The sequence below is a fragment of the Streptomyces sp. NPDC017448 genome (assembly GCF_044330565.1).
In the GTDB taxonomy this organism is placed as follows: domain Bacteria; phylum Actinomycetota; class Actinomycetes; order Streptomycetales; family Streptomycetaceae; genus Streptomyces.
Map to the genome: position 1 here is coordinate 155,423 of NZ_JBIRLM010000001.1, position 21,634 is coordinate 177,056.

Annotated in this window: 21 protein-coding genes; 10 read left to right on the forward strand and 11 right to left on the reverse strand. The window is 73.7% G+C overall.

Features of this window, described 5'->3' with window-relative positions:
* The first annotated feature begins 57 nt into the window (after positions 1 to 57).
* Entirely contained in the window at positions 58 to 543 is a 486-nt protein-coding gene (locus ACH4K1_RS00610) for a hypothetical protein (protein ID WP_398084970.1), read from the forward strand.
* A 69-nt stretch (positions 544 to 612) separates the two neighbouring features.
* On the opposite strand, the gene ACH4K1_RS00615 is transcribed toward ACH4K1_RS00610, so the two are convergent.
* Both ACH4K1_RS00615 and ACH4K1_RS00620 read right to left on the reverse strand, forming a co-directional pair.
* Positions 613 to 2,766 carry a serine/threonine-protein kinase gene (locus tag ACH4K1_RS00615; protein ID WP_398084973.1) on the reverse strand — a complete coding sequence of 718 codons (2,154 nt, stop codon included), beginning with the start codon at positions 2,764 to 2,766 and terminating at the stop codon, positions 613 to 615.
* Between the two features lie 135 nt (positions 2,767 to 2,901).
* Positions 2,902 to 3,831 carry an SDR family oxidoreductase gene (locus ACH4K1_RS00620; RefSeq protein ID WP_398084976.1) on the reverse strand — a complete coding sequence of 310 codons (930 nt, stop codon included), beginning with the start codon at positions 3,829 to 3,831 and terminating at the stop codon, positions 2,902 to 2,904.
* Positions 3,832 to 4,042: 211 nt separating this feature from the next.
* Here ACH4K1_RS00620 and ACH4K1_RS00625 point away from each other — a divergent pair, with 211 nt between their 5' ends.
* Complete coding sequence (locus ACH4K1_RS00625; RefSeq protein WP_398084979.1) at positions 4,043 to 4,372, forward strand: nuclear transport factor 2 family protein; 330 nt, start codon at positions 4,043 to 4,045, stop codon at positions 4,370 to 4,372.
* Positions 4,373 to 4,433: 61 nt separating this feature from the next.
* Here the strand turns inward: ACH4K1_RS00625 and ACH4K1_RS00630 are convergent, their stop codons facing one another.
* The 3 genes from ACH4K1_RS00630 to ACH4K1_RS00640 all read right to left on the reverse strand — a co-directional run bounded on the left by ACH4K1_RS00630 (position 4,434) and on the right by ACH4K1_RS00640 (position 7,800).
* The gene (locus ACH4K1_RS00630) at positions 4,434 to 6,047 is read right to left on the reverse strand and encodes a helix-turn-helix domain-containing protein (protein ID WP_398084982.1); all 1,614 of its coding nucleotides are present in this window, start codon (positions 6,045 to 6,047) and stop codon (positions 4,434 to 4,436) included.
* 87 nt (positions 6,048 to 6,134) lie between these two features.
* Positions 6,135 to 6,956 (reverse strand): SAM-dependent methyltransferase, encoded by an 822-nt coding sequence (locus ACH4K1_RS00635; RefSeq protein WP_073765267.1) that lies wholly within the window; start codon positions 6,954 to 6,956, stop codon positions 6,135 to 6,137.
* Complete coding sequence (locus ACH4K1_RS00640) at positions 6,931 to 7,800, reverse strand: helix-turn-helix domain-containing protein (RefSeq protein WP_398084986.1); 870 nt, start codon at positions 7,798 to 7,800, stop codon at positions 6,931 to 6,933. The genes ACH4K1_RS00635 and ACH4K1_RS00640 overlap by 26 nt, the downstream gene beginning before the upstream one ends.
* Before the next feature lie 467 nt (positions 7,801 to 8,267).
* Between ACH4K1_RS00640 and ACH4K1_RS00645 the strand changes: the two genes are divergently transcribed.
* Entirely contained in the window at positions 8,268 to 8,675 is a 408-nt protein-coding gene (locus tag ACH4K1_RS00645) for a hypothetical protein (RefSeq protein ID WP_398084989.1), read from the forward strand.
* Between the two features lie 291 nt (positions 8,676 to 8,966).
* Here the strand turns inward: ACH4K1_RS00645 and ACH4K1_RS00650 are convergent, their stop codons facing one another.
* A complete protein-coding gene (locus ACH4K1_RS00650; protein WP_398084991.1) occupies positions 8,967 to 9,746 on the reverse strand; it encodes a hypothetical protein in 780 nt (259 codons plus the stop codon).
* 717 nt (positions 9,747 to 10,463) lie between these two features.
* Here ACH4K1_RS00650 and ACH4K1_RS00655 point away from each other — a divergent pair.
* Both ACH4K1_RS00655 and ACH4K1_RS00660 read left to right on the forward strand, forming a co-directional pair.
* Positions 10,464 to 10,886 (forward strand): peptidoglycan-binding protein, encoded by a 423-nt coding sequence (locus ACH4K1_RS00655; RefSeq protein WP_398084994.1) that lies wholly within the window; start codon positions 10,464 to 10,466, stop codon positions 10,884 to 10,886.
* Positions 10,887 to 11,051: 165 nt separating this feature from the next.
* The gene (locus ACH4K1_RS00660) at positions 11,052 to 12,149 is read left to right on the forward strand and encodes a lysostaphin resistance A-like protein (protein ID WP_398084997.1); all 1,098 of its coding nucleotides are present in this window, start codon (positions 11,052 to 11,054) and stop codon (positions 12,147 to 12,149) included.
* A 210-nt stretch (positions 12,150 to 12,359) separates the two neighbouring features.
* Here ACH4K1_RS00660 and ACH4K1_RS00665 read toward each other — a convergent pair whose 3' ends face one another.
* From ACH4K1_RS00665 to ACH4K1_RS00680, 4 genes are read right to left on the reverse strand one after another with little or no spacing between them, the layout of a single operon-like run.
* Positions 12,360 to 13,553: an ABC transporter permease gene (locus ACH4K1_RS00665; protein WP_398084999.1), complete on the reverse strand. Its 1,194-nt coding sequence runs from the start codon at positions 13,551 to 13,553 to the stop codon at positions 12,360 to 12,362.
* Positions 13,550 to 14,410 carry an ABC transporter ATP-binding protein gene (locus tag ACH4K1_RS00670; protein WP_398085002.1) on the reverse strand — a complete coding sequence of 287 codons (861 nt, stop codon included), beginning with the start codon at positions 14,408 to 14,410 and terminating at the stop codon, positions 13,550 to 13,552. Before ACH4K1_RS00670 ends, ACH4K1_RS00665 begins: the two co-directional genes overlap by 4 nt.
* Before the next feature lie 44 nt (positions 14,411 to 14,454).
* Positions 14,455 to 15,531: a peptidoglycan-binding protein gene (locus ACH4K1_RS00675; protein WP_398085005.1), complete on the reverse strand. Its 1,077-nt coding sequence runs from the start codon at positions 15,529 to 15,531 to the stop codon at positions 14,455 to 14,457.
* Positions 15,528 to 16,172, reverse strand: a complete 645-nt coding sequence (locus ACH4K1_RS00680) for a hypothetical protein (protein WP_398085007.1) — start codon at positions 16,170 to 16,172, stop codon at positions 15,528 to 15,530. Before ACH4K1_RS00680 ends, ACH4K1_RS00675 begins: the two co-directional genes overlap by 4 nt.
* A 134-nt stretch (positions 16,173 to 16,306) precedes the next feature.
* Between ACH4K1_RS00680 and ACH4K1_RS00685 the strand changes: the two genes are divergently transcribed.
* The 4 genes from ACH4K1_RS00685 (at position 16,307) to ACH4K1_RS00700 (ending at position 19,790) form a co-directional block, all read left to right on the forward strand.
* Positions 16,307 to 17,053, forward strand: coding sequence for a response regulator (locus ACH4K1_RS00685; protein ID WP_398085009.1), 747 nt, complete (start codon positions 16,307 to 16,309; stop codon positions 17,051 to 17,053).
* Between the two features lie 179 nt (positions 17,054 to 17,232).
* Positions 17,233 to 18,762: an ATP-binding protein gene (locus tag ACH4K1_RS00690; RefSeq protein ID WP_398086529.1), complete on the forward strand. Its 1,530-nt coding sequence runs from the start codon at positions 17,233 to 17,235 to the stop codon at positions 18,760 to 18,762.
* Positions 18,759 to 19,274, forward strand: a complete 516-nt coding sequence (locus tag ACH4K1_RS00695; RefSeq protein ID WP_398085012.1) for a GerMN domain-containing protein — start codon at positions 18,759 to 18,761, stop codon at positions 19,272 to 19,274. The genes ACH4K1_RS00690 and ACH4K1_RS00695 overlap by 4 nt, the downstream gene beginning before the upstream one ends.
* A 177-nt stretch (positions 19,275 to 19,451) precedes the next feature.
* Entirely contained in the window at positions 19,452 to 19,790 is a 339-nt protein-coding gene (locus ACH4K1_RS00700) for a hypothetical protein (protein WP_398085015.1), read from the forward strand.
* Positions 19,791 to 19,983: 193 nt separating this feature from the next.
* On the opposite strand, the gene ACH4K1_RS00705 is transcribed toward ACH4K1_RS00700, so the two are convergent.
* A complete protein-coding gene (locus ACH4K1_RS00705) occupies positions 19,984 to 20,628 on the reverse strand; it encodes a flavin reductase family protein (protein ID WP_398085017.1) in 645 nt (214 codons plus the stop codon).
* Between the two features lie 68 nt (positions 20,629 to 20,696).
* On the opposite strand from ACH4K1_RS00705, the gene ACH4K1_RS00710 reads away from it, so the two are divergent.
* Positions 20,697 to 21,425, forward strand: coding sequence for an ArsR/SmtB family transcription factor (locus ACH4K1_RS00710; RefSeq protein ID WP_398085020.1), 729 nt, complete (start codon positions 20,697 to 20,699; stop codon positions 21,423 to 21,425).
* The last annotated feature ends 209 nt before the right edge of the window (positions 21,426 to 21,634 follow it).

Below are 21,634 nucleotides of genomic sequence, written 5' to 3' on the forward strand. Positions count from 1 at the left end.
GGAGGTTCCGAGGGCAATGAGTTCTGCGTGGCGGCGGCCCCGCGTAGCCTGGACGCCGTGAACGCCACTCCTGAGATTCTCGCCGTGCTCACCGACATCCTCGCCGCCGTCGAGGACGAGGAGCGCGGTGCGTTGTGGCATCTGGCCGAGCCCGGGCGGGAGTTGGACGCCAACCTGGTGCGGCTCCCCGCCGGTGCCGAGGTCGGGGAGCATCAGGAGGACGTGCTCGACGTGCTCCTCGTCGTCCTGGAGGGCGGGGGGACGGCCCGGGCGGGCGGCCGCGATCTGGTTCTGGAGGACGGCACCGTCCTGTGGCTGCCCCGTACCTCCCGGCGCGCGCTGGTCGCGGGGCCGGACGGGCTCGGCTACCTCACCGTCCACCGCCGCCGCCCCGGCCTCACGATCAAGCCGCCCAGCGGGGCGGACGAGGGTGGCGAGGGGCCCTGCATGCTGGACCGGGTCTGCCCCTCGTGCGGACGGTTGTCGCAGGACCCCGCCCCGGTCTTCTGCAGCCGGTGCGGGGAGCGTTTCCCCGAGCGGTGAGCCGGGGAGCGGTGAGGCAGCAGGCGGCGGGCCGGGCCGGTCAGACCATCCGGGCCGCCGGCCCGTCGCTCAGAACCCCGCGCACTCCGTCAGGTCCGGGCGCCCCGGTGGGTTCTCGTTGCCCACCAGGCCCGCCAGGTTCTCCTTGTACATGTCCTCCCAGATCCGGCCGGCCAGGATCGTCCGCAACGCTGAGCACACCTCGCCCTTGAGCCCCCGGGACTTCGGCCGCATCGCCACGCCGTAGCCCTCCGCGCCCTGGATGTTCTCCAGGCGGCGCACCTTCCCCGGGTTGGCCTCGACGTACCCGGCGAGGATGATGTCGTCCGAAGCCACCGCGTACACGTCGGACTTCGGGTCCAACAGCTTGTCCAGGCAGTCCTGGTAGGTGTTGGGCTGCGACTTCGCCATGGTGAAGCCCTGCTTCGGCAGCGCCTTCTCGTACGTCGACTCCCGCGCCGTGCACACCTCCACGTCCAGCTCCCGCAGGTCGCTGGAGTCGTTGATCGTGTACTTGGCCGACTTCTCCCGGACCAGGAAGCCCCGGCTCGCCTCGTAGTACGGGCCCGCGAAGTCGACGCTGTAGCCGCCCGGGGAGGCCGTCTTGCGGTCGTCGGTGATGCTGTACGAGGCGATGACCAGATCCACCTGCTTGGTCTTCAGCGCGGTGCTCCGGTAGTCCGTGGCGACCGTGGTGAAGGCGACCTCGCCCTTCCCGTACCCCATGCTCTCCGCGATGGCGTAGGCCAGGTCGATGTCGTACCCCTGGTACGTGCGCGACTTCCGGTCGAAGATGCTCAGCCCCGGCTGGTCGTCCTTGACGCCGATCTTCAGGGTGGGGTGGGTGTCCTTCCACCGCTCCTGCGTGCCGCTGCCGGCCGTGCCCCCGCCCCCTCCTCGGCCCCCGTCCTCTCCCTGGCCCTGCGTGGACGCGGCTCCGCCGCCGCTCCCTCCGCCCTCACCGTCGCCCTGTGAGACCAGCCAGCCCGCGCCGGCCAGCAGCGCCAGGCACACGGCAGCCGCCGCCGCCTTCCAGCCCCGCCGCCCGCGGCCTCCACCGTTCGCCGCCGCCGCACGAGGGGCGGGCGGGGGCGTGGGGCCGGGGGCGGGAGGTGCGACGGCCGGGGCGGGGGAAGGGGGCGACGGGTTCGGCGTGTTCGGTGTCGCGGCCGCCGTCGGCGGGTGCGTCTCGGGGCCGGCGGCGCCGGCGTGCGGTGCGGCCGGATCCCCGAGCACCTCGCGGAGCATCGCCTCGGCCGTGGCCGCGTCCAGCCGTTCGCGCGGGTCCGTGATCAACAGCCCCTGGATGACCGGGGCGAGGGGCCCGGCGTACCGGATGGCCGGGTCGGGGGACTGCCGGATGTTCTCCTGGACCTCCCACACCTCGTGCCCGGCGAAGGGCGCCCGGCCCTCCACCATCTCGTACAGCGTGACGCCGAGCGCCCACAGGTCGGAGGCGGGCGTGGGGCCCGGGGAGGCGGGGGCGAACAGTTCGGGCGCCAGGTACGGAGGGGTGCCGATGACACTGCCGGACCGGGTCACCCGGTCCGCGCCCTCGAAGGTGGCGATGCCGAAGTCCACCAGGATCACGAGACCGTCGTCCCGTACGAGGACGTTGCCCGGCTTCACGTCACGGTGCACCACCGACGCCGCGTGGACTGCCCGCAGGCCCTGGACGATCTGGAGGCCGATGTTCGCCGCCCTCGGCACGGCGAGGACCCGTTCGCTGGTCAAGAGGTCGCCCAGCGAACGCGCTTCGAGCAGCTTCATCACGATCCAGATCTGGTGGTCGGTCTCCACCTGGTCGTGGACCGTCACCACGTTCTGGTGCTCGATCTTGGCGATGGCCTCCGCCTCGCGCCGCGCCCGCTGCATCGCCGCCGCCTGCGTGCTCGCGGTCATGGCGTTCCGGTCGAGCAGCCCCTTCACGGCGACGAACCGGCGCAACCGCAGGTCACGGGCCTTCCAGACCTCGCCCATCCCGCCGCTGCCGATCGGCTCCAGCAGCTCGTAGCGGCCGTCGATCACCGTCCGGGCGGCGGGCGGACCGGCTTCGTGGGCCGGGGAGCCGTGCGGCCGGCCCTCGTATGCCCGTCCGCCGTCCGCGCGGCCGTCGTATGCCCGTCCGTCGTATACCCGTCCGTCGTCAGCGCGGCGGTCGTGTGCCCGGCCGTCGTCCCCCTGCCCGCCGTATGCTCGGTCGGCCCTGTCTTCGTTGTGCATACGACCCCCTGTGCACTGCATGGACCAGGCCAGATTAGACGTGTTGCAACGCGTTCGGTCGTGCTGACGGTACGTCATGTTCCCGAGTGCGACCTGCCGGCACGCATCGGCGCCGGGGAGCACTCCCGTACGGCGTCAGGACGCCGCGCCGCCGTTGCTCTTGAGCAACTGGCCGTTGATCCACTGGCCTTGGGGGGAACAGAGGAAGTCCACCAGGTGGGCGGTGTCGCGAGGGGTGCCGAGGCGACCCAGGGGAGTGCCCCGGACCAGGGCCTCGCGCAGGCCGTCGCTCATCCAGCCGGTGTCCACCGGGCCGGGGTTGACGACGTTCGCCGTGACCCCCAGGTGGGCCAGCTCGTGCGCGGCGGCCAGCGTGATGCGGTCCAGCGCGCCCTTGCTCGCCCCGTACGGGAGGTTGCCCACGGTGTGGTCGCTGGTGAGCGCCACGATCCGGCCGGTCGCGGGGCGTGGGGCGGAGGTGGTCTCCGAGGAGCGGGTCGGAGCACCTGGCGCGCCTACCGGGACGCCGCTTCCCGCCTGGCCCGGGACGCCTTCGCGTGCGCCGCCCGGAACGTCGTCCGTGCCCCCTTCGCGCGCGCCCCGGAAGCGCAGCCCGTACTCGCGGATCAGCAGCCAACTCGCCCGCGCGTTCACCGCGAAGTGCCGGTCGAACGCCTCCACGGTGGTGTCCAGCAGCCCGGAGTCCACCGACTCCGCGTGGGAGAGGACCAGCGCGGTCACCGGACCGCCGAGGCGCCGCTCCACCTCGTCGAAGATGCGCGCCGGGGCGCCGGGATCGGTCAGGTCCGCCTCGATCGCCGCCGTGCGGGCGCCCGCCCCGGCGAGCTCGGCCGCGATGGCCGCGGCGGCCCCGGGCTCGGCGCCCCACTCCATCCGGCGGTCGTACGGCGTCCAGTAGGTGAAGGCCACGTCCCAGCCGGAGGCCGCCATCCGGCGTGCGATGCCCGCGCCGATGCCGATGCTGCGGCCGACGCCGGTGATCAGCGCGAGGGGACGGGGCGGGGCCGGCCGGGGGGTGGTCGAAGGCTGCTCGGCGGTCGTCACACGGTGATCCTTCGGGGCCCGTACGCGTACGTCAACAGGCTTTCCGGACGCGCCCGGGCAGCCGTCTTCACACCCGTTCCGACCTGCGGTGACGGGTGAGGGGCGGGGTGCGGGGAGCGGGTGCCCGACATGCGGGGGGCGGGGCTCCGACAGAGACTCGGGGGGAATCCCGGGACATCCGCTCCCGGACCGGCAGCCGAGGAGGAGCACGATGACCCCATCGATCAGCGACCCGGTGGTGGAGAGGTTCGTCGCCACGGTGAACGCGGGCGACAAGGACGCCTTCTTCGCCGACGTCCTCACCGAGGACGCCACCATGTCCGACGACGGCAGCGAACGGGACCTGGCGGACTGGACGGAGAAGGAGATCTTCTCCCCGCGGGCCAACGGGCGCATGGAGGTCGTGGAAGCCTCCGACGACGGCCGCAGCCTCGTCGTCGACTACACCAACGACACCTGGGGCACGATGCGGACCCGGTGGATCTTCACGGTCACCGACGACCGCGTCAGCCGCTTCGAGACGGGCCAGGCGCCGTCCTGAGACCGCGTACGGGGGCGGGCGCGCGGCCCTTGCCCACGGCGCCGGGGCCGGGCGGGGCCGTTCACATGCGGCGGTAGGTGCGTCCGCCGCGCCGGGGCAGGTCCGCCGGGTCGTCGGCGCCGTTCCGGGTGATGCCCAGTGCGAGGTGGACCTCGGCGCGCACGGTGGCGTCGGCGAGATTCTGCGCGAGGTGTTCGGCGCACTGGCCGATCCAGTTGGCCAAGGTGGTGCGGTGGACGTGCAGCTCGGCCGCGGCGGGGGCGGTACGGGCGTGGTGGCGCAGCCAGCAGGTCAGGGCGATCCGCAGGTGCGGCTCCAGGCCGTCGACGAGCCCGCCGGCCCAGGCCCGTACCGCCTCGGTGTCCAGGAGCCCGCCCGGCAGCGCGTCCAACCGGGACGGGCCGGGCGGCACAGGAGCGCCCCGGCCTCCGGCGGTCGGCGTCCGGGGGGCCGTCACGCACGCCTGACCCGGTCCCCAGGCCCCGGCCCTGGCTCTGCCTTCCTCCCTGGCCCCGGCCCCGCCCTCGTCCCCGGCTCCGCCTTCGTCCCCGGCCCCGGCTCCGCCCTCGCCCCCGGAGCCGTTCCCCTCCCCCTCCCCGGCGGGCGCGCGGAGGGCGAGCAGCAGGCGGGCCCGGACGGTGGCGTCCTCCAGGTCCGCGTCGAGCAGGCGCGCGGACTCGCGTACCCGGGCCCGTACCGTTCCGGCGGACAGGCCGAGGGCCGTGGCGGCGCGGGGAGTGCTGCCGGTGCGGAGCCACACCAGGAGCAGGTGCCGGTGGGCCGGGTCCAGCGGGCGCAGCGCGGACGCCGCCCACCGCGTGTACGGGGCGGTCGGCAGGAGCGGCGCGAGCCGGGGCGCGCCGATCGCGTCGGCGGGGGCGATGCGGTGGGCGGGGGTGGCGCTGTGCCGGGCGGCGGCCGCGTCGCCGTAGGCGGTGGGCATCTCGGCCAGCGGCAGGGGCCCAGCCATGCCCGCCAGCATGCCGTGCCGCTCGCACACCCGGGAGACCAGGCGCAGGATGCGGCCGTCGTCGGCGCCGCGGTGCACCTCGGCGACGACCAGCTCGCCGTCGATCCGGCCCAGCAGTGTGCAGGCGTCGGTGTGCGGGGCGAGAGCGGGGCGTACGGCCCGCCAGAGGACCTGGTGGGCGGCGGGGGCGTCGTCGCCGGTGAGCCGGTAGACGGTGACGTGCGAGTACCCGCCCCCGCCCAGGGCGTCCACGACGGCGTCGGCGTGTCCGGCCAGCAGCAGCCGCAGAAGGGTGGTGTGCAGCCGCATCTGTTCTCCGCGCAGCTCCGCCGCCCGCTGCCCGCGCACCTCCAGAAGCGCGGCCGTGGTCGTGGCGACGTGACTGGTGTGCCCGGCGGGCACGGCCGGTGCGGGCGTCAGGACGAGAACGGCTCCGGCGGCGGGGAGTTGGACGCTGTACGGATGTTCCTGCGGGGCCGCCGCCACGCGGACGCCGTCGGCGGCCGCGGCGGCAGGGGTGCTGTAGACAGCCCCGGCGATCGGGTCGGCCAGTACGGCCCACCCCTGGACCAGGGACGCGGCCTCGGCGATCAGCCCGGCCCCGGAGCCGGTCGCCGCACGCAGCAGCCGGGCCGCCGTGTCCCGCCCGTCGCGGGCGCCCCACGGGCCGGCGGCCCCGTGGTCGGTCGTGCCTGGGGTGCTCATGCGCAAGCCTCTGCGGCCGTGCGCACCGCGGCCGGGCAAGCCCCGGGCGCGGTGCGGCGGTTGCGTACGTGGATCGTGGACCGTGGATCAGGGGATGCGGGCGACCGCGCCCCACCCGGCTCGGGCCGTGGTGGTGCCGGTGTTGGCGTCGGGCCGCCAGTTCGGCCAGGACACCATGCCCGGCTCCACCATCTCCAGCCCCTCGAAGAACGCGACCGTCACCTCCGGCTCCCGGAAGATGTAGGGGATCGCGCCGCTCGCGTTGTACTCGTCCTGGACGGCCCGGTGGGCGTCGTCGGAGGCGGTGGAGTGGCTGAGCGAGAGGTAGCTGCCGGAGGGGAGGCGGTCCACCAGGCGGCGGACGAGGGAGAGGGCGTCGTCCCAGTCCACGATGTGCCCGAGGACGTCGCTGATCACGAGGGCGACCGGCCGGGTCAGGTCCAGGGTCTTCGCCGCCCCGGCGAGCACGGCGTCGGTGTCGCGCATGTCCGCCTCGACGTACGCGGTCGCGCCCTCGGGGGTGCTGGTCAGCAGGGCGTGGACGTGCAGGAGCACCAGCGGGTCGTGGTCGACGTAGACGATCCGGGAGTCGGGGGCTATCCGCTGGGCGACCTCGTGGGTGTTGTTGGCGGTCGGCAGCCCCGCGCCGACGTCGAGGAACTGCCGGATCCCCGCGTCCCGGGCGAGGTAGGTGACCGTGCGGCGGAGGAAGTCGCGCGACTCCCGGGCGAACGTCTCGATCAGCGGGTACTTCTCCCGGTACGCGTCGCCCGCCGCCCGGTCCGCGGGGAAGTTGTCCTTGCCGCCGAGCCAGTAGTTCCAGACGCGTGCGGAGTGCGCGACGCTCGTGTCGATCTGGGCGGGCAGTTCCGGCCCATTTCCGTCAGGCCCATTTCCGGTCGTACTCATCCTGCAACACCTCTCCTGTTCGAGCCGGCCGCATCGCCATCACGCACGACACGTCCAGCATTCCCTGATACGTCTGCACCGGGTGCGGACTGTCCCACACCTCCGCCGTTCCGGGGAGGCCCCCCTCCCGCACCACATGGTCCGCGATCTCCCGGACCTCCACCCGGTACAGGCTCAACGCCGGTATGCCGGTCAACGGGTGCGGGGGTGCGTACTCGGGGTGCAACTGCACGGTCACATCGCCCCGTTCGGCGATCCGGCGCAGGGCCTGCACCTGCTCGCGCATCACCTCGTCGCCGCCCACGCGGCAGCGCAGGGCGGTGACGGGAAACAGCGCCCAGAGCCGCGTCTGCTGCTCCTGGAGCCGTTTTTGACGCTCCATCAGGAAGTCGGCCCGTCGGCGCCGTACGGACTCGTCCCGATCGGGATGCGTGACCGCGTCGACGGCCATCGCGTACGCGGGGGTGCGCAGCAGCGACGGCACCAGCGCCGGGTTCCAGGTGCGCACGACGCCCGCGGCGGACTCCACGCTCATCACGTCCATCTGCCAGGGGTCCATCGCGTCCCGCCACGGATGCCACCAGCCGGGCATGTTGGCGGAGTTGAGTCGCCCCATGATGTCGTCGGTCTCGGCCGCGCCCGCCCCGTAGACGGCGAGCAGGGCGGACACCTGGCCCACGTCGAGGGAGGTCTGCGCCTGTTCCAGCCGCCGCAGCGTCGAGGGGTGCCACCCCAACTGCGCGGCGGCCTGCGGCACGGACAGCCCGGCACCCTCCCGCAGACGCCGCAGGCGAGCCACCAGGACCAGATGCCGCGCCGTCCGGCCCGATCTCTCGCGCGCCACCGCGCCCCCCGATTCGGCTCGATCTACCCGACACTCCGCGCAGTCTGCGCGGAGTGCACACAGCGCACCTTGCGACGTTCGCACGGCGCTCCCAAGGTAAGCATGTCCGACCGGATTCCACGCCAACTGGGCAGGACCGTATCGATCTTGTCTCCGTCCTCGACCCCGACCCTGCTACCACCCCGTGGTGAGGCCCGCCCCCGACCCTTCCGTACAACCCGCCCCTTCCGTAAAACCCGCCCCCCGGGCCCTTCCGAAAGCCCGGCCCCGTCCCGCTCCGGAACCCCGCCCCGCTCTGAAAGCCCGCACCACCCGGCCCGCCCCCGCCGTCCTTCCGTCCGCCCCGCTCCCGGCTCCGTACCGCCTCTACCTCCGCCCCGCCCGTAGCTCCGTACCGCCCCGGTTGTTCCGTGCACTGCCGTTCCACGCACCGTCGTTCCGGCGGCCCGTTCTCTGGAGCCCACCTCATGAACCATCTGACCGACCTGACCGATCCGGCCCCGCACCCCCGCCCGAAACTCCGGTCCGTCGTCGCCGCCCCGAGGTCGGCTCCGCCCCGCCCGCTCGACCTGCGCGTCCGTGCCCAGCGCATTCAGATCGACGAACTCGTCGTCGACGACCCGCACCAGGTGCTCGCCCACGCGCAGCAGGCCGCCCTCGACGACCCCGACATGGCCGCCCAGTTCGGGCACGGCCCGATGGACACGATGTCGCTCTCCGAGGCGGCGGCGCTCCTGTGCGCCCTGTACGACACCGACGCGCTCACCACCATGGGCCTGCGCCTCACGCGGGAGACCACCCGCGTCTCCGCCTCCAACCAGCAGTCGGAGCCGGTGTCGCTGGTGCGGACGACCACGGTGGGGCAGGGCGACTGATCTCCCGGCGGGAGGCCGGGGGCGGCTGCGGGCCGGGCGCTGAACTCGGTAATCCAGGCCGGATTCAGCTCCAGGTCCAGGCCCAGAGCTGCGGAAACCGCTACCGCCTCTACCTCTACCCCCGGCAACGGCGCGGGTGGCGTTACCGGATCTTCGATTGTCGGCGCTGGATGGAACACCATCCGCATGCTGGCTGCTGGGGACTTCAACGGTGACAAGGAGGGGGGACCTGATGCCGCCCGTGGCGCCGGGCGACACGATGCCGCCCGTGGTGCCACGGACGCCCGTCGCCTACCGCACCTCCACCCGATCCCCGGCCGACGAGTTCGCGCCGGATGTGGTGTTGCCGAAGTACGTCCACCGCCACGACCCGGACGCGCCCGCCTTCACCGTGGCCTTGAGCGCCCCCGTACGGTTCGACACCGCCTTCTTAACCGTCTTGTACGAGGAGGCGCCCGCCGCCTTGAACTGGAGGCTCACCGTGCGGCCCGCGTACCCCTGGTACGTGTGGGTGTCCCAGTTCGCCCGCGTGACCCGTCCGGTCACGGTGATCGTCCTGCCCTTCCCGACCGGCTCCGGGGAGGCGTTGACCGTGACGCGGGTGGCTCGCTTGACCTGGAGCGGGAGCTTCTGGTCGTCGACGTCCTCGGCGCCCTTGGGGAGGTACACCCTGGCCGCGGTCTTCCAGGCGCCCGCGTCCTCGTTGCCGAAGTCGTAGTGCCGCGGATCGATGGTCAGCCATTCCTCGAAGTCGCAGATGCCCTTGGCCTTGTCCACGACCAGGCAATCGTTGGTGATGATGGAATTCCACAGCGTTTCGCTGGAGCCCACCTTGCCCCGGTAGGGGAACACGATCGGCCCGGACTTGTACTTCAGCTTGGTCGTCATCCGGAAGGTCACGTACAGCTCGACCTCCTTCTTCACCCCGAGCACGATCGGTTTCCCGCCGTTCACCGTGACCCGGCTGAAGGAGACCCCGCCCTCCGCCGCCCCGGCCGGCACCGCCGCCACCCCGGTGAACACGGCCGCCGCCCCGCCGGCCACCGCCGCTCTCCACACCGTCTTGCGCATCTTCTGCCCCCGCCCCTGCTTCTCTCCTGCCGGAGGCCCTCCTCGCGGCTGACTGTGTGACCGGGGAGGGCTCTCCTCGGTTGTACGGAGAGCGGCAACGATCTGATCACCGCGGCATGGGCCGGACCGGTGACCCGGAAGCCGCCCTCGACGGATACCCCTTGCACCGCACTGCGAGGTCAACCCTCGGATTCCGGACTGCACGTAATTCCAACGTCCAGGGCCGAGCGGCCACTTCGGGCCACGTTACGGGTCACCGCCCAGGAAGACGATCAAGAGTTTTCGGCCTGAGGAGTGCACTCTCCGGTCTACCGCTGCTCCACAGGCAGACCGGTCACATGCTTTCCCCGGATCCTCTGCACGCTGCGGCCACCAGGCCCTCTGCGGGGACTTTCGCTGGTTCCTTTCTTATGGGCAGGGGGCCTGCCTGCGGAATGGAGGTACGAGTCGGCGGAGACGGAGGACTCGATCCGCTGATCACCCGGCTGTATCGCAGGCGCGGGGGAAAGGGAGGCTCGTCGTCCGCCGGCGGATTCCGTGGGTGACCGCTCCTTCGGAATCACGATTCACGCCCGGGCAAGGCTGCCGCGGGACAGTTTCGTTCTGTCCGGAACAGAGCAGGGCTTCTGGTGGCCATTTCCTTGCCGTGCCAATGTGTCGCCGCATCAGCCCGACTCGGTCTGATTCATGACAAACCGCACCGACCAAGGAGAAAACATGAGCATGCGGTCATCGACGCGGTTCCGTGGCGCGTTCACCGGCGCAGCCGTCTGTTCGGCCCTCGCTCTCGGGACCGTGCTGGCCGGCCCCGGCACCGCGGCCGCCTCGACGGAGACGGGGCGGAACGCGACGGCCGTCTCGGCGCAGGCCACGTGCTCGGTCTACTGGAAGGTGGGCGTGGACTACGCGGGGCTGACCGCGGGCTACAGCTGGGCGTGGAATGTCGTGATCAGCCAGGGAGCCACCGGCGACCGGGTCCGGGAGATCCAGTGCCTCCTCGGCTACCACGGTCACGGCGTGACGGTCGACGGGCAGTTCGGCCCGGCGACCAAGAGCGCGGTCACCGCGTTCCAGCGCGCCCGGGGAATCGGAGCGGACGGCATCGTCGGGCCGTCCACCTGGCGCCAGCTCCGTAAGTAGGGAGCCCGGCCCCACGGCCCCGGCGCCGCCCTCGTGGCGCCGGGGCCGTGTGCAGGGAGCCGTGTGCAGGGAGCGGTGTGCGGTGGGACGCCTGGGGTGACGCGCCTCCCCCCGATCCCGCTGCCGCGTTGACCGGTGCCGGGACGGCAGCCGAAGATCGCTGGTGTGAACCCGCCTCCCGACGTACCCCCGAACCAGCCCCCGTCGCCCTGGTCCCCGCCCCCGTCGCCCTGGGCACCGCCGTCGGCCCCGGCCGACCCGTCGCGTCCGGCCGGCTCGGTGCCCCCGCCCCCGCCCCCGGCGTCCTGGCAGGGCGGCTGGGACGCGCCCCCGCCGTGGGGCCGCCCCCCGTCCGGCCCGGTACGCGCGCCCTCGGGCTCCCGCTACGACGAGCAGGGGCGCAACGGCCAGGGCGGGCGGTTCGGCTGGCTGGGCGAGCTGGTGGTCGCCCTCCTGCTGGTCGTGGTGGGCATCCTGGGCATCAGCCTGATCGGCATGATCATCGCCGAACTGCTGGACGCGGGGCCCGCCTCGGCCGACAGCGAGGTCTTCTTCGAGGACCCGGTCGCGGAGCTGGTGGTCTCGCTCCTCGGCATCGCGATCGGCATACCCGTCGTCATGGGCGTCGTCCGGCTCCTGGGCCGGCGGCCCGCCGGAACCCTGTCCTCCGTCGTCGGGCGGCTGCGCTGGGGCTGGCTCGGGTGGTGCGCCGCCGTGGGCGTTCCGCTGATGATCCTGCAGATCGGGCTGCTGATCGCGTGGACCTGGGACTCCGAGCCGCTCACCCAGTCGGACGGAGGCTTCCCGGGCTGGCCCTACTTCCTGCTGAGCCTGGCCGTGATCCTGGCGCTCGTCCCGTTCCAGGCCGCAGCGGAGGAGTACGTCTTCCGGGGCTGGCTGGTCCAGGCGATCGGCCGGACGGTGCGTTCACCGTGGCCCGCCATCGTCGTGGCGTCCCTGCTGTTCGCCCTGGCCCACGGGTTCGGCGAACTCTCCGGATTCCTCCTGCTGTTCTACTCGGCCCTGTGGTGGGGCTGGCTGGTGATCCGCACCGGCGGCCTCGAAGCGGTGATCGTGCTGCACACCGCCAACAACCTGCTGGCCTTCGGCCTGGCGGCGGGCTTCGGGGAACTCGACGACAGCAGCACCGCAGCCGACGCCCCCTGGCAGGCCCTCGTCCTGGAACTCGTCTTCGCCCCGCTCTACTGCCTGACCGTCGCGAAGCTCGCGGAACGGCGCGGTGTCGAGCGGGTCACCCCCTGAGGCGGGCCCGCACCGTTCCCCACGGCCCGCCTCCTCCGCGTGGTCGCCGCCCCGCGCGGTTGCCCCCGCCCCGCGCGGTTGCCCCCGCCCCACGCGTGGTCGCCGCCTCACGCCGTAACCGCCCGGCACCGTAACCGTCCGGTGCCGTAACCGCCCGGCACCGTAACCGTCCGGTGCCGTAACCGCCCGGCACCGTAACCGCCCCGCCCCTCAGGTCGCGTTCAGCGCCGCCGTCGGGTGCAGACGGGCCGCGCGGACCGCCGGGTAGAGGCCCGCGACGACGCCGATCAGCAGGGTCGCGGCCAGGCCGCCCGCCAGGGACCAGGGCGGGACCACCGCCGTCCACCCCTGCACCCGCGCGAACCCGTACGTCGCGCCCGCCCCCAATAGCGCTCCCGCCGCCCCGCCCAGCGCGGACAGCAGCAGCGCCTCGGTCAGGAACTGGAGCCGGATCGCGTTGCGCGTCGCCCCCAGCGAGCGGCGCAGCCCGATCTCCTGGCGGCGCTCCAGCACGGAGACGACCATCGTGTTGGCGACACCCACCCCGCCGACCAGGAGGGCCACCGCGCCCAGCCCGAGCATCAGGGTCGTCAGCCCCTTGTCGGCCGCCGCCCGGGCCGCCAGCGCGTCGGAGGGGCGCGAGACCCGGACGGCGGCCTCGTTGCCGGGGCTGACCGTACGGGCCAGCACCGCCCGCACGTCCTCCACCGAGGCGTCCGTGGAGCGCTCGAAGACGGTGGTGGGGCGGCCGTCGAAACCGAAGTGGCGTTCGGCGGCCGGGAAACCGACCAGCGCCACCCGGTCCAGGGTCGGGACCAGCTCGACGGGTTCGAGGATGCCGACGACGACCACGCGCACGTCGTTCATCATGATCGTCTCGCCGGGACGGGCAATGCCGAGCCGGTCCGCCGCCACCGCGCCCAGGACGGTCGTGGGCAGCCGCTCCCCGGCCCGCGTCAGCCAGGTGCCCCGGGCGACCCTGCCGCCGAGGGTGGAGAGCAGATCGGTCCGGGCCGCCTGGGCGGTGACCCCGGCGGTGCGCTCCTCGGGGACGACGTCGCTGCGGCGGATCCGGGCGTCGACCTCGGCGGTCGCCGTGGCGTGGAGGACCGGGCCGATCCGCTCGACCATCGCCACCGCGTTCTTCGGCAGCTCGACCGTGCCGCCGAGCGGGGTGTCGCCGGCCTCGGCGGTGAGGAGATTGGTGCCGAGGCGGTCGAGGCGGGACATCAGGTCCGCGCGGCTCGACTCGGACAGGCCGACGACCGCGACCATCGTCGCGATGCCGATGGCGATGCCGAGCGCCGAGAGCACCACCCGGGCGCGGCGCGCCCGCAGCCCGACCGCGCCGAGGCGCAGGACGTCCCGGGCGGAGAGCCGGGCCGGTCTCAGTCCGGGGGTCATGCGCCCTCCCTCGTGCGTTCGGCGGCGGGGCGTTCTGCCGTACGTACGGGGGTGGGGCCCGCCGTACGCCCGGGGGAGCCCCCACCCCCTGCGGGGGAGCCCCCACCCCCTGCGGGGGAGCCCTCGCCCCCTGCGGGGGAGCGCTCGTCCGCCACCACCTCGCCGTCCCGGAAGCGGACCCGGCGCGGCAGCGAGGCCGCGATCTGCTGGTCGTGGGTGATCACGCAGACGGTGGTGCCGGAGGCGTTCAGCTCGTGCAGCAGCTCCATGACGACGGCGCCGGACGCGGTGTCCAGGGCCCCGGTCGGCTCGTCCGCCAGCAGCAGCCGGGGTGCGCCGACCAGGGCGCGGGCGATGGCCACGCGCTGCTTCTCGCCGCCGGACAGTTCGTTCGGGGTGTGCGAGGTCCGGTGGCCCAGGCCCACCCGGTCCAGTGCTCGGCGCGCCCTCTCGCGCCGCTCCCGGAGGGCGGCGCCCGTGTACAGCAGCCCGTCGGCGACGTTGTCCACCGCGTCGCGGCCCGCCGCCAGGTGGAAGTGCTGGAACACGAAGCCGATGTGGCGGGCGCGCAGGGCGGAGAGGCGGGCGTCGGAGAGCGCGGACACGTCGTACCCGGCGAACCGGACCGTGCCCGTGGTGGGCCGGTCCAGGGTGCCCATGACGTTGAGCATCGTGGACTTGCCGGAGCCGGACGGGCCCACCACCGCGAGGAGTTCGCCCTCGTGGACGGTGAGGTTCACGGAGCGCAGGGCGTGGACGCCACCGGGGTAGGACTTGGAGGCGTCACGGAGTTCGACCACGACCGGCCGTGGCACGGACGGGTCCGGACGGTGTGCGGACGGGTCCGGCCGTGGCACGGATGGGTCCGGGCGGTGTGCGGACGGGTCCGGGCGGTGTGCGGTCACGGCTTCGCCACCCCGACCTTCATGCCCTCGCGCAGCCCGTCCCCGCTGACCTCGATCCGCCCGTCCGCCGTCATGCCCGTCTCCACCCGGATCATCTCGGACGTCTTGCCGCGGACGACCTGGAGTCCGTACCCGCCCCTCTCGCCGCGCAGGGCCACCACCGCCTCGACCGGCACCGCGAGGACGCCCTCGCGGGCCTCGCTGACGAAGGTGACGCTCGCCGTCGCCTCGGCGTCCTCGCCGGACACGGCCCGGGAGCCGCCGTCGAGGACCACCTCCACGGTGATGCCCTCCTGGCCGCCGCCCCCGGCGGCGTCGTCCCCCTCCGGGCGTACCGTCCCGGCGACCTTCCCGGCCTCGGTCCGCCCGCTCGGCAGGGTCACCTCCACCTTCGTGCCGCGTGCGGTGAGCGCCCCGTCCGTCTGCTCCAGTTGCGCCCGTACGACCGGCTTGGTGGAGGCGATCGTCAGGACGGGGGCGTCCGGGCCGACCTGGTCGGCGAGGGCCGCGTCGGCGGAGACCACCGTGACCTCGTCGGGCTGGAAGACGACGTCGCCCCGGCCGACCCTGCCGGTGGTCTCGCGGTTGAGCTGCTTCTGCCACCGCTTGACGGCGGCCTCGGTGTCGGAGCCGTACTCCGTGTCGACGTACAGCCCCGCTCCGTACCCCAGGTCCCGGAGGTTGCGCTCCAGTTGGAGGACGTCGCTGCCCCGGGCGCCCGTCTTCATCTCGCGGAACGCCGGGACCGGACCGTAGAGGAGCGTCACCGGCTTGTCGTTCAGCTCGTACAGGGCCTCTCCTCTCCGTACGGTCGTCCCTTCGGCGGCCGCCACCGTGACCGTGCCCTCCACGGCGGCCTTGACGGCGCGGCGCTGGGCGAAGTCGATGCGACCGTCGACGGTCTTGGAGAGGACGAGGTCGGTGCGGACGACGGTGGCCGTGGCGGGCGGCAGGCCGTCGCCGTCCCGGTCCTCCGCGCCCGCCCCGCCGCCGACGCCGAGGAGCAGGACGCCCCCGGTGACGGCGGCGGTCACCGAGCCCAGGGCGAGGAGGGCGATGGTGGAACGCTTCACTGCATTCCGTCCAGTCCGTCGAGGAGCTTCGACGCGCACGCCTTCCGGGCCTGCTTGTACGCGGGCGAATCGGGGTCGATGACCGGGGAGCCCGGGTTCGGGTCGCCGCCGGGGACCGCGTTGCCGCCCGACATCACCGGGTTGGTGAACCGGCTGACGCCGTTGTCCCGCATGCACTGGGCGTGCGCGAGCATCGATTCGTAGGACTTCTGCTGGTCGCGCTTGGGCTCGGCGGCCATGGACGCCTGGAGTTCGGTCAGGCAGGCGTTGTTCTTCCCGGCCTTGATGCCGTCGTTGCGGCCGGGCTGGGAACCGAGCTCGTTGACCTTGGACCAGTCGAGGTGGCCGCTGAGCTTGGGGTCGGGGTACTCCGGGTAGCCGCCCTTGGCGCGCATGCACTGGACGAAGGCCACCTGGGCGTCGTAGAAGGCGCTCTTCCCGGCGGGCTTGGCGCTCGGCGTGTCCTCCTTCCCGGTGTTCCCGTCCCCGGAGGGCTCGGTCTTCGCGGGCGGTGCGTCGGCGATCGCGCCGTGGCCCTCGGTCCCGGTGCCGTCGCCGCCGCAGGCGACGGTGAGGGCGAGGACGGGCACGGCCACGAAGGCGGCCAGGCGGAGCCCGGCGGTGGTGGTGGGGAAGCTCATGGGCCCCACGCTGGCCGCCCTGCGTGATGGCCGGTGCATGGGCACATGATGGGAACGTAACAATGCCTCCCACCTGGGCCTGAGCCCCGAGGAGGGGAGGCGGGGAGACGCGGGGCGTGCGCATAATCGGGCCCATGCCGCATGTGCTGCTCATCGAGGACGACGCCTCCGTACGGGACGGGATGGAGCTCGTGCTGCGCCGGCACGGGTACGGCGTGGAGACCGCCGCCACCGGCGAGGAGGCCCTGGCGCTGCTCGCGGGGGAACGGGGCGCGCCGGTCGAACTGGCCGTCCTGGACCTGATGCTGCCCGGCATGGACGGCTTCGAGGTGTGCCGCCGCATCCGGGCCCGTACGGCGGCCCTGCCGATCATCATGCTGACCGCGCGCGGCGACGATCGGGACATCGTGACCGGGCTGGAGGCGGGGGCCGACGACTACGTGGTCAAGCCGGTCACCGCGCCCGTCCTGGAGGCCCGCATCCGGGCCGCCCTGCGCCGCGCGGAACCGTTCTCGGGCGGCGGGCCCGGCGCGTCCGGCACGGGGACGGGCACGGGGGCCGGTCGCGCGGATCACGGCGACCGCACCGACCACGGCGGCCTGGTGATCGACCGGGCCGGGCTGACCGTCACCAAGCGCGGCACGCCCATCGCCCTGCCGCCCACCGAGCTGCGGGTCCTGCTGGAGCTGTCGGCCGCGCCGGGCCGGGTCCTCACCCGGGAGCAGCTCCTGGCGTCGGTGTGGGACCACACGTTCCTGGGCGACTCCCGGCTGGTGGACGCGGCGGTGGGCCGGCTGCGGGCCAAGATCGAGGACGTGCCGGCCCGGCCCCGGTACGTCCAGACCGTGCGGGGTTTCGGCTACCGCTTCGGCCCGTGGTGAAGGGCCGCCCGCCGGGACACGGCCCCCGGCGGTCCGGGCCCGTGCGGTCCGGGCTCGTGCGATCCGGGCCCTTTCGGCTCGGTCCCCTGCGGCTCGGCCCCCGGCGGCGCGGACTCCTTCCCCCCGGCCCCCGGCGGTCCGGGCCCCTTCGCCGCGGCCCCCGGCGGTTCGTCGGCGGGCTGCGGGTCCGACTCGTCGTCACCTTCGTCCTGGTCGCCCTGGTCAGCGCGGTGACCGCGACCGCCCTCGCCTACCGGGACGCCCGCACCGCCGTCCTCCAGCGCACCCAGAACACCGCCGTGAACGACCTGCGGGAGCGGGTCGCGGTGGTGGCGGCGGGGTTCGACCTGCCGCCCGACCAGCGGTCGCTGTCCCGGTTCGCGGCGGAGGTCTCCGAGGGCCTGGGCGCGCGCATCGTGGTCGCCCGCCATGAGGACCTGTCGGCGGTCTCCGACACGTACGCGGACACGGAGGGCCGGGTCACCGCCGAGCTGCGGGCGGCCGTGCGGGCCGGGGACGGGGCCCGGTTCCAGCGCGTGGAGTGGCGCGGCGAGCCGTACCTGGTGGTCGGCACGCCCGTGACGTACGCCGACGGGGACCGGCGCGCCTCGGGCCTGGAGGTCTTCGCCATCACCGACCTGCGGGCCGAGCGCGACGACACCGCCGCCCTGCTGGACTCCGTACAGGAGGGGATCGTGCCCGTGGTGGTGGCGGCGGCCCTGCTGGCGCTGCTGGCCGCCGGGACGGTCCTGCGGCCGGTACGGAAGCTGGGGCGGGCCACCCGCGAACTGGCCGCGGGCGACCTCGGCAGCCGGGTCGCGGTGCGCGGCCACGACGAACTGGCCGACCTGGCACGGACGTTCAACCGGACGGCCGACGCCCTCCAGTCGTCCGACGCGGAGTTGAGAGCGCAGGAGGCGAAGGCGCGGCGGTTCGTGGCGGACGTGTCCCACGAACTGCGCACCCCGCTGGCGGCGATGACGATGGTGGCGACGGTCCTGGAGGAGGACGCGGACCGGCTCCCGGCGGACGCCGCCCGGGCGGCCCGCACCGTGGGCGCGGAGACGGCCCGGCTCTCCCGGCTGGTGGAGGACCTGATGGAGATCTCCCGTTTCGACGCCGGGGCGGTCCGGCTCAACGCGTCGGAGACCGACCTCGCCGACACCGTACGGGCGTCGTTGGCGCTGCGCGGGTGGACGGACCGGGTGACGCTCCGGCTGCCCGAGGGCGTACGGGCCGTGGTGGACCGGCGGCGCATCGACGTGATCGTGGCCAACCTGGTGGGCAACGCGCTCAAGCACGGGGCCCCGCCGGTCACGGTCACCCTGGCCGCGCCCGGGGGCGGCCGGGTGGTGCTGGAGGTCGCGGACTGCGGTCCGGGCCTGCCGCCGGAGGCCCGGGAGCGGGTCTTCGACCGGTTCTACAAGGCGGACGAGGCGCGCACCCGGACCGCCGCGGCCGGGCACGACGGCCGGGGCGGGGGGCAGGGCGGAGAGCAGGGCGGCGGGCCGGCCGCCGGGTGGGAAGCCGGGCCGGGGGCCGGGCTGGACGGCGGTCAGGGCAGCGGCCTCGGCATGGCCATCGCGCTGGAGAACGCCCGGCTGCACGGCGGCTCCATCGACGTCGCCCCGCGGCCGGGCGGCGGTGCGCTGTTCACGCTGGTCCTGCCGGCGGCCCCGCGCCGTACGGACGAGGAGGGGGACCGATGAGCCGCCGCCGGGGCGTCGCCGCCCTCGCGGCGCTGGCGGCGGCCCTGACCGCGCTGACCGGCTGCGGGGTCGGGGTGCGGCCGACCGGGGTGATAGACGCGGGCGAACCCGCTTCCGGGCTGACGCGCGGGAAACGGCTCTACTACGCCTCCGACGCCGGGCTGCGGGCCGTGCCCCTGCTCGACCGGGAGAACGACACGCTGGAAGCGGTGATGAAGCTGCTGGCCCAGGGGCCGACGGACGCCGAACGCCGCGAGGGGCTGACCACCCTGCTCCACGCGCCCAGCGGTTACACCGTGACCGGCGACGGGGCCCGCGTCACGGTGGGGCTGGAGGGGCCGTACTGGGCGGGGGCCCGGGACCAGGTGACGGGTCAACTGGTCTGCACGCTGGCCAGCTTCCAGTCCGCCCGGGAGTCGGCGGTCCGGGCGGACGAGGTGGAGGTGACGATTCGCCCGGGGGAGGGCCCGGTGGTGGGGCCGTTGCGTTGCGCGGAGTTCCTGGACCGCTGAGAGGCGCGGGTGCGACGGCCGCTGAGAGGCATGGGCAACGGGCGTGGAGAGGGACGGGCGCAAGGACCCCTGCGAAGCGCGGGCGCGTCGACCGCTGAGAGGTGCGGGCGACCGGTTCGTGAAAAGCTGCCGCCACGGGCCCGGCGCCGGGCCGGCCCGATCGGAAACGGGGGGTCCGTGGGACGTACGCGGCTGTGGAAGACCTTCGTCCCGGTGACGGCCAACCTGCTGCTCGGGATACCGGCCGTGGTGCCGCTCTTCCTGATCTGGTACCTGCTCTCCAACTGGCCTCTGGCTGAGATGGGTTGGACCCAGCGGGAGCCGACCGAGAACGACGGGGTCCTGCCGGGGCTGGTCATCGCCGTGCCGGTGGTGGGCGTCTTCGGCATCGTCTGGGCCCTGCTCAACCTGTGGATGCGCCGCCGTCTGATCGGCGGGGCGCCCTCGTACCCGTACTGGTCGCTGGCGGTGACGCTGACCCTCGCCCCGTTCCTCCTGGGCGTCGCCTTCGGCTGAGGGGCGCCGGACTTCCCGCAGAGCGCCTTCCGGCCGGACGGGCGTCCGGCCGGACGGGCGCGGACAGACGTCAGCGGGCCTCGAAGAGGGCGTGGGTGGCGAGGGTGCTACAGCGGGACCGCCGATACCGGCCCGGTGGCTTCCCCGCCGTGTCCTGCCGGGCTCGCCGAGGCCGGTAGGGGCCCGGATGGTTTCAGCGGGGTGTCTGGGAACGGAAGCTGTGGCCGAGCTCGGGGCCGAGTCCGTAGTAGTGGCGGAAGTTGTAGATCAACGGGCTCCACCTGGCCGGGTCGACGTGCTGAGAGCCGGGGACGACGATGCGCGGATCGGCGTGGACCTTGAGCACCTGGGCTTCGACGATGAGGAACACGCCGGTGACGTCAGGCCGGACCCGGGCGGCGCGGGCCTCCAGCTGCAAGGGGCATGCGGCGACCCGGGGCGGCCGGACCAGCTCGGAGGGCTCGGGCCGCAGCCCGGCGGCCGCGAACTTGTCCCGTTCGCAGCGGAAGCTGCCCTGTTTGCTCAGGGGCACGGGAACGCGCCCGGTGAGCGGTGCGAGCCGTTCCACCGCCGGCCACTGGGTCGGCGCGGGCAGGTTGATCACCAGCTCGGGTCGACTGCGGAGATTGTGCGCGGTCTGCCCCTCGACCCCCACACCCAGGACGATCACCTGTCCCAAGGCCCAGGCCGAGGACATCGGCGCAAGGTTGGGGGAGCCGTCCTCGTTCTCCGTGGAGAGCAGTACGACCGGTGTTCCGAAGTACAGGATGCTCGGCGTGATGGCCACGTGAGCCGCCGAGGTGTCGGCGGGCACGCTGCCCGGCGTCAAGGTGTTCATGGGGCTCGAAGGTAGGGCGGGGACGCTTCGGCGCGCACCGAAGGATCCCCGGTGCATGATGGACGGCGATGAACAGCCGTGACACGCATTCCGAGGGCCCGGACCTGGCCGCCCTGGCCGGTCTTCTGGCCGACGGCACCCGGGCGGGGTTCTGCCTTGCGCTGCTGGACGGCCGGGCATGGACCGCGAGCGAGCTGGCCCGCCATGCCGGGGTGGCCGCCTCGACGGCGACCGAGCACCTGAACCTCCTGGTCGCCGGAGGGTTGCTGGCACAGGAGCGTCAGGGCCGTCACCGCTACGTCCGCCTGGCCGACCCCGCCACGGCGGAACTGATCGAGAACCTCGCTTCGATGGCTCCTCGACGCGCTGCCTCGGCCCCCTCGCTGCCGGCGGTCAACCGCAGCCGGGCGCTGGCACGCGCCCGCACGTGCTACGACCACCTCGCCGGCGCCCTGGGGGTCGCGATCACCACGGCCATGACCCAACGGGGGCTGCTGGACTGGGAACAAGGGCTGACGCTCACCGGCAACGGGACCGCCTGGCTGCACGAGCTCGGCATCCCCCTTCCGTCCGACAAACGGCGTCCGCCCGTCCGTTCCTGCCTGGACTGGACGGAGCGCCGCCCGCACCTGGCCGGGACCGTCGGCGCCGCCGTATGCCGTCACGCCTTCGACTCCGGCTGGATCACCCGGGTGGGCACCGGCCGCGCCGTCGCTCTCACCGACACCGGCCGACGCGCGCTCCGGGAACACCTCGGCCCGTCCGACGACTGGCCCGACACCGACGCACGCTCCTAGGGGGCGTCCGGTCCCGCTGAGGCTGAAGTCGTGCCCGCTGTTCCTGCAGGAGGCTTCCGACCGTCTTCGTCCGGCCTCTGCCACTACGGCGCATGACAGCACCCCGATGCCGAAGACGACGCCGAACAGGGCAAGCAGAGCGAGAAGCACGGCTGCGGCAGGGTGGGGAAGGGCCGAGTGACCGGCAGCTGATACCCGCGTGGACCGGT

Coding starts and splice junctions, on each gene's coding strand:
- ACH4K1_RS00665 (WP_398084999.1), bottom strand. CDS start 13,553: ATGACCCCCGGACTGAGACCGGCCCGGCTCTCCGCCCGGGACGTCCTG.
- ACH4K1_RS00630 (WP_398084982.1), bottom strand. CDS start 6,047: ATGAGCACCCCAGGCACGACCGACCACGGGGCCGCCGGCCCGTGGGGC.
- ACH4K1_RS00645 (WP_398084989.1), top strand. CDS start 8,268: ATGAACCATCTGACCGACCTGACCGATCCGGCCCCGCACCCCCGCCCG.
- ACH4K1_RS00655 (WP_398084994.1), top strand. CDS start 10,464: ATGAGCATGCGGTCATCGACGCGGTTCCGTGGCGCGTTCACCGGCGCA.
- ACH4K1_RS00680 (WP_398085007.1), bottom strand. CDS start 16,172: ATGAGCTTCCCCACCACCACCGCCGGGCTCCGCCTGGCCGCCTTCGTG.
- ACH4K1_RS00615 (WP_398084973.1), bottom strand. CDS start 2,766: ATGCACAACGAAGACAGGGCCGACCGAGCATACGGCGGGCAGGGGGAC.
- ACH4K1_RS00710 (WP_398085020.1), top strand. CDS start 20,697: ATGAACAGCCGTGACACGCATTCCGAGGGCCCGGACCTGGCCGCCCTG.
- ACH4K1_RS00685 (WP_398085009.1), top strand. CDS start 16,307: ATGCCGCATGTGCTGCTCATCGAGGACGACGCCTCCGTACGGGACGGG.
- ACH4K1_RS00650 (WP_398084991.1), bottom strand. CDS start 9,746: ATGCGCAAGACGGTGTGGAGAGCGGCGGTGGCCGGCGGGGCGGCGGCC.
- ACH4K1_RS00695 (WP_398085012.1), top strand. CDS start 18,759: ATGAGCCGCCGCCGGGGCGTCGCCGCCCTCGCGGCGCTGGCGGCGGCC.
- ACH4K1_RS00705 (WP_398085017.1), bottom strand. CDS start 20,628: ATGAACACCTTGACGCCGGGCAGCGTGCCCGCCGACACCTCGGCGGCT.
- ACH4K1_RS00625 (WP_398084979.1), top strand. CDS start 4,043: ATGACCCCATCGATCAGCGACCCGGTGGTGGAGAGGTTCGTCGCCACG.
- ACH4K1_RS00635 (WP_073765267.1), bottom strand. CDS start 6,956: ATGAGTACGACCGGAAATGGGCCTGACGGAAATGGGCCGGAACTGCCC.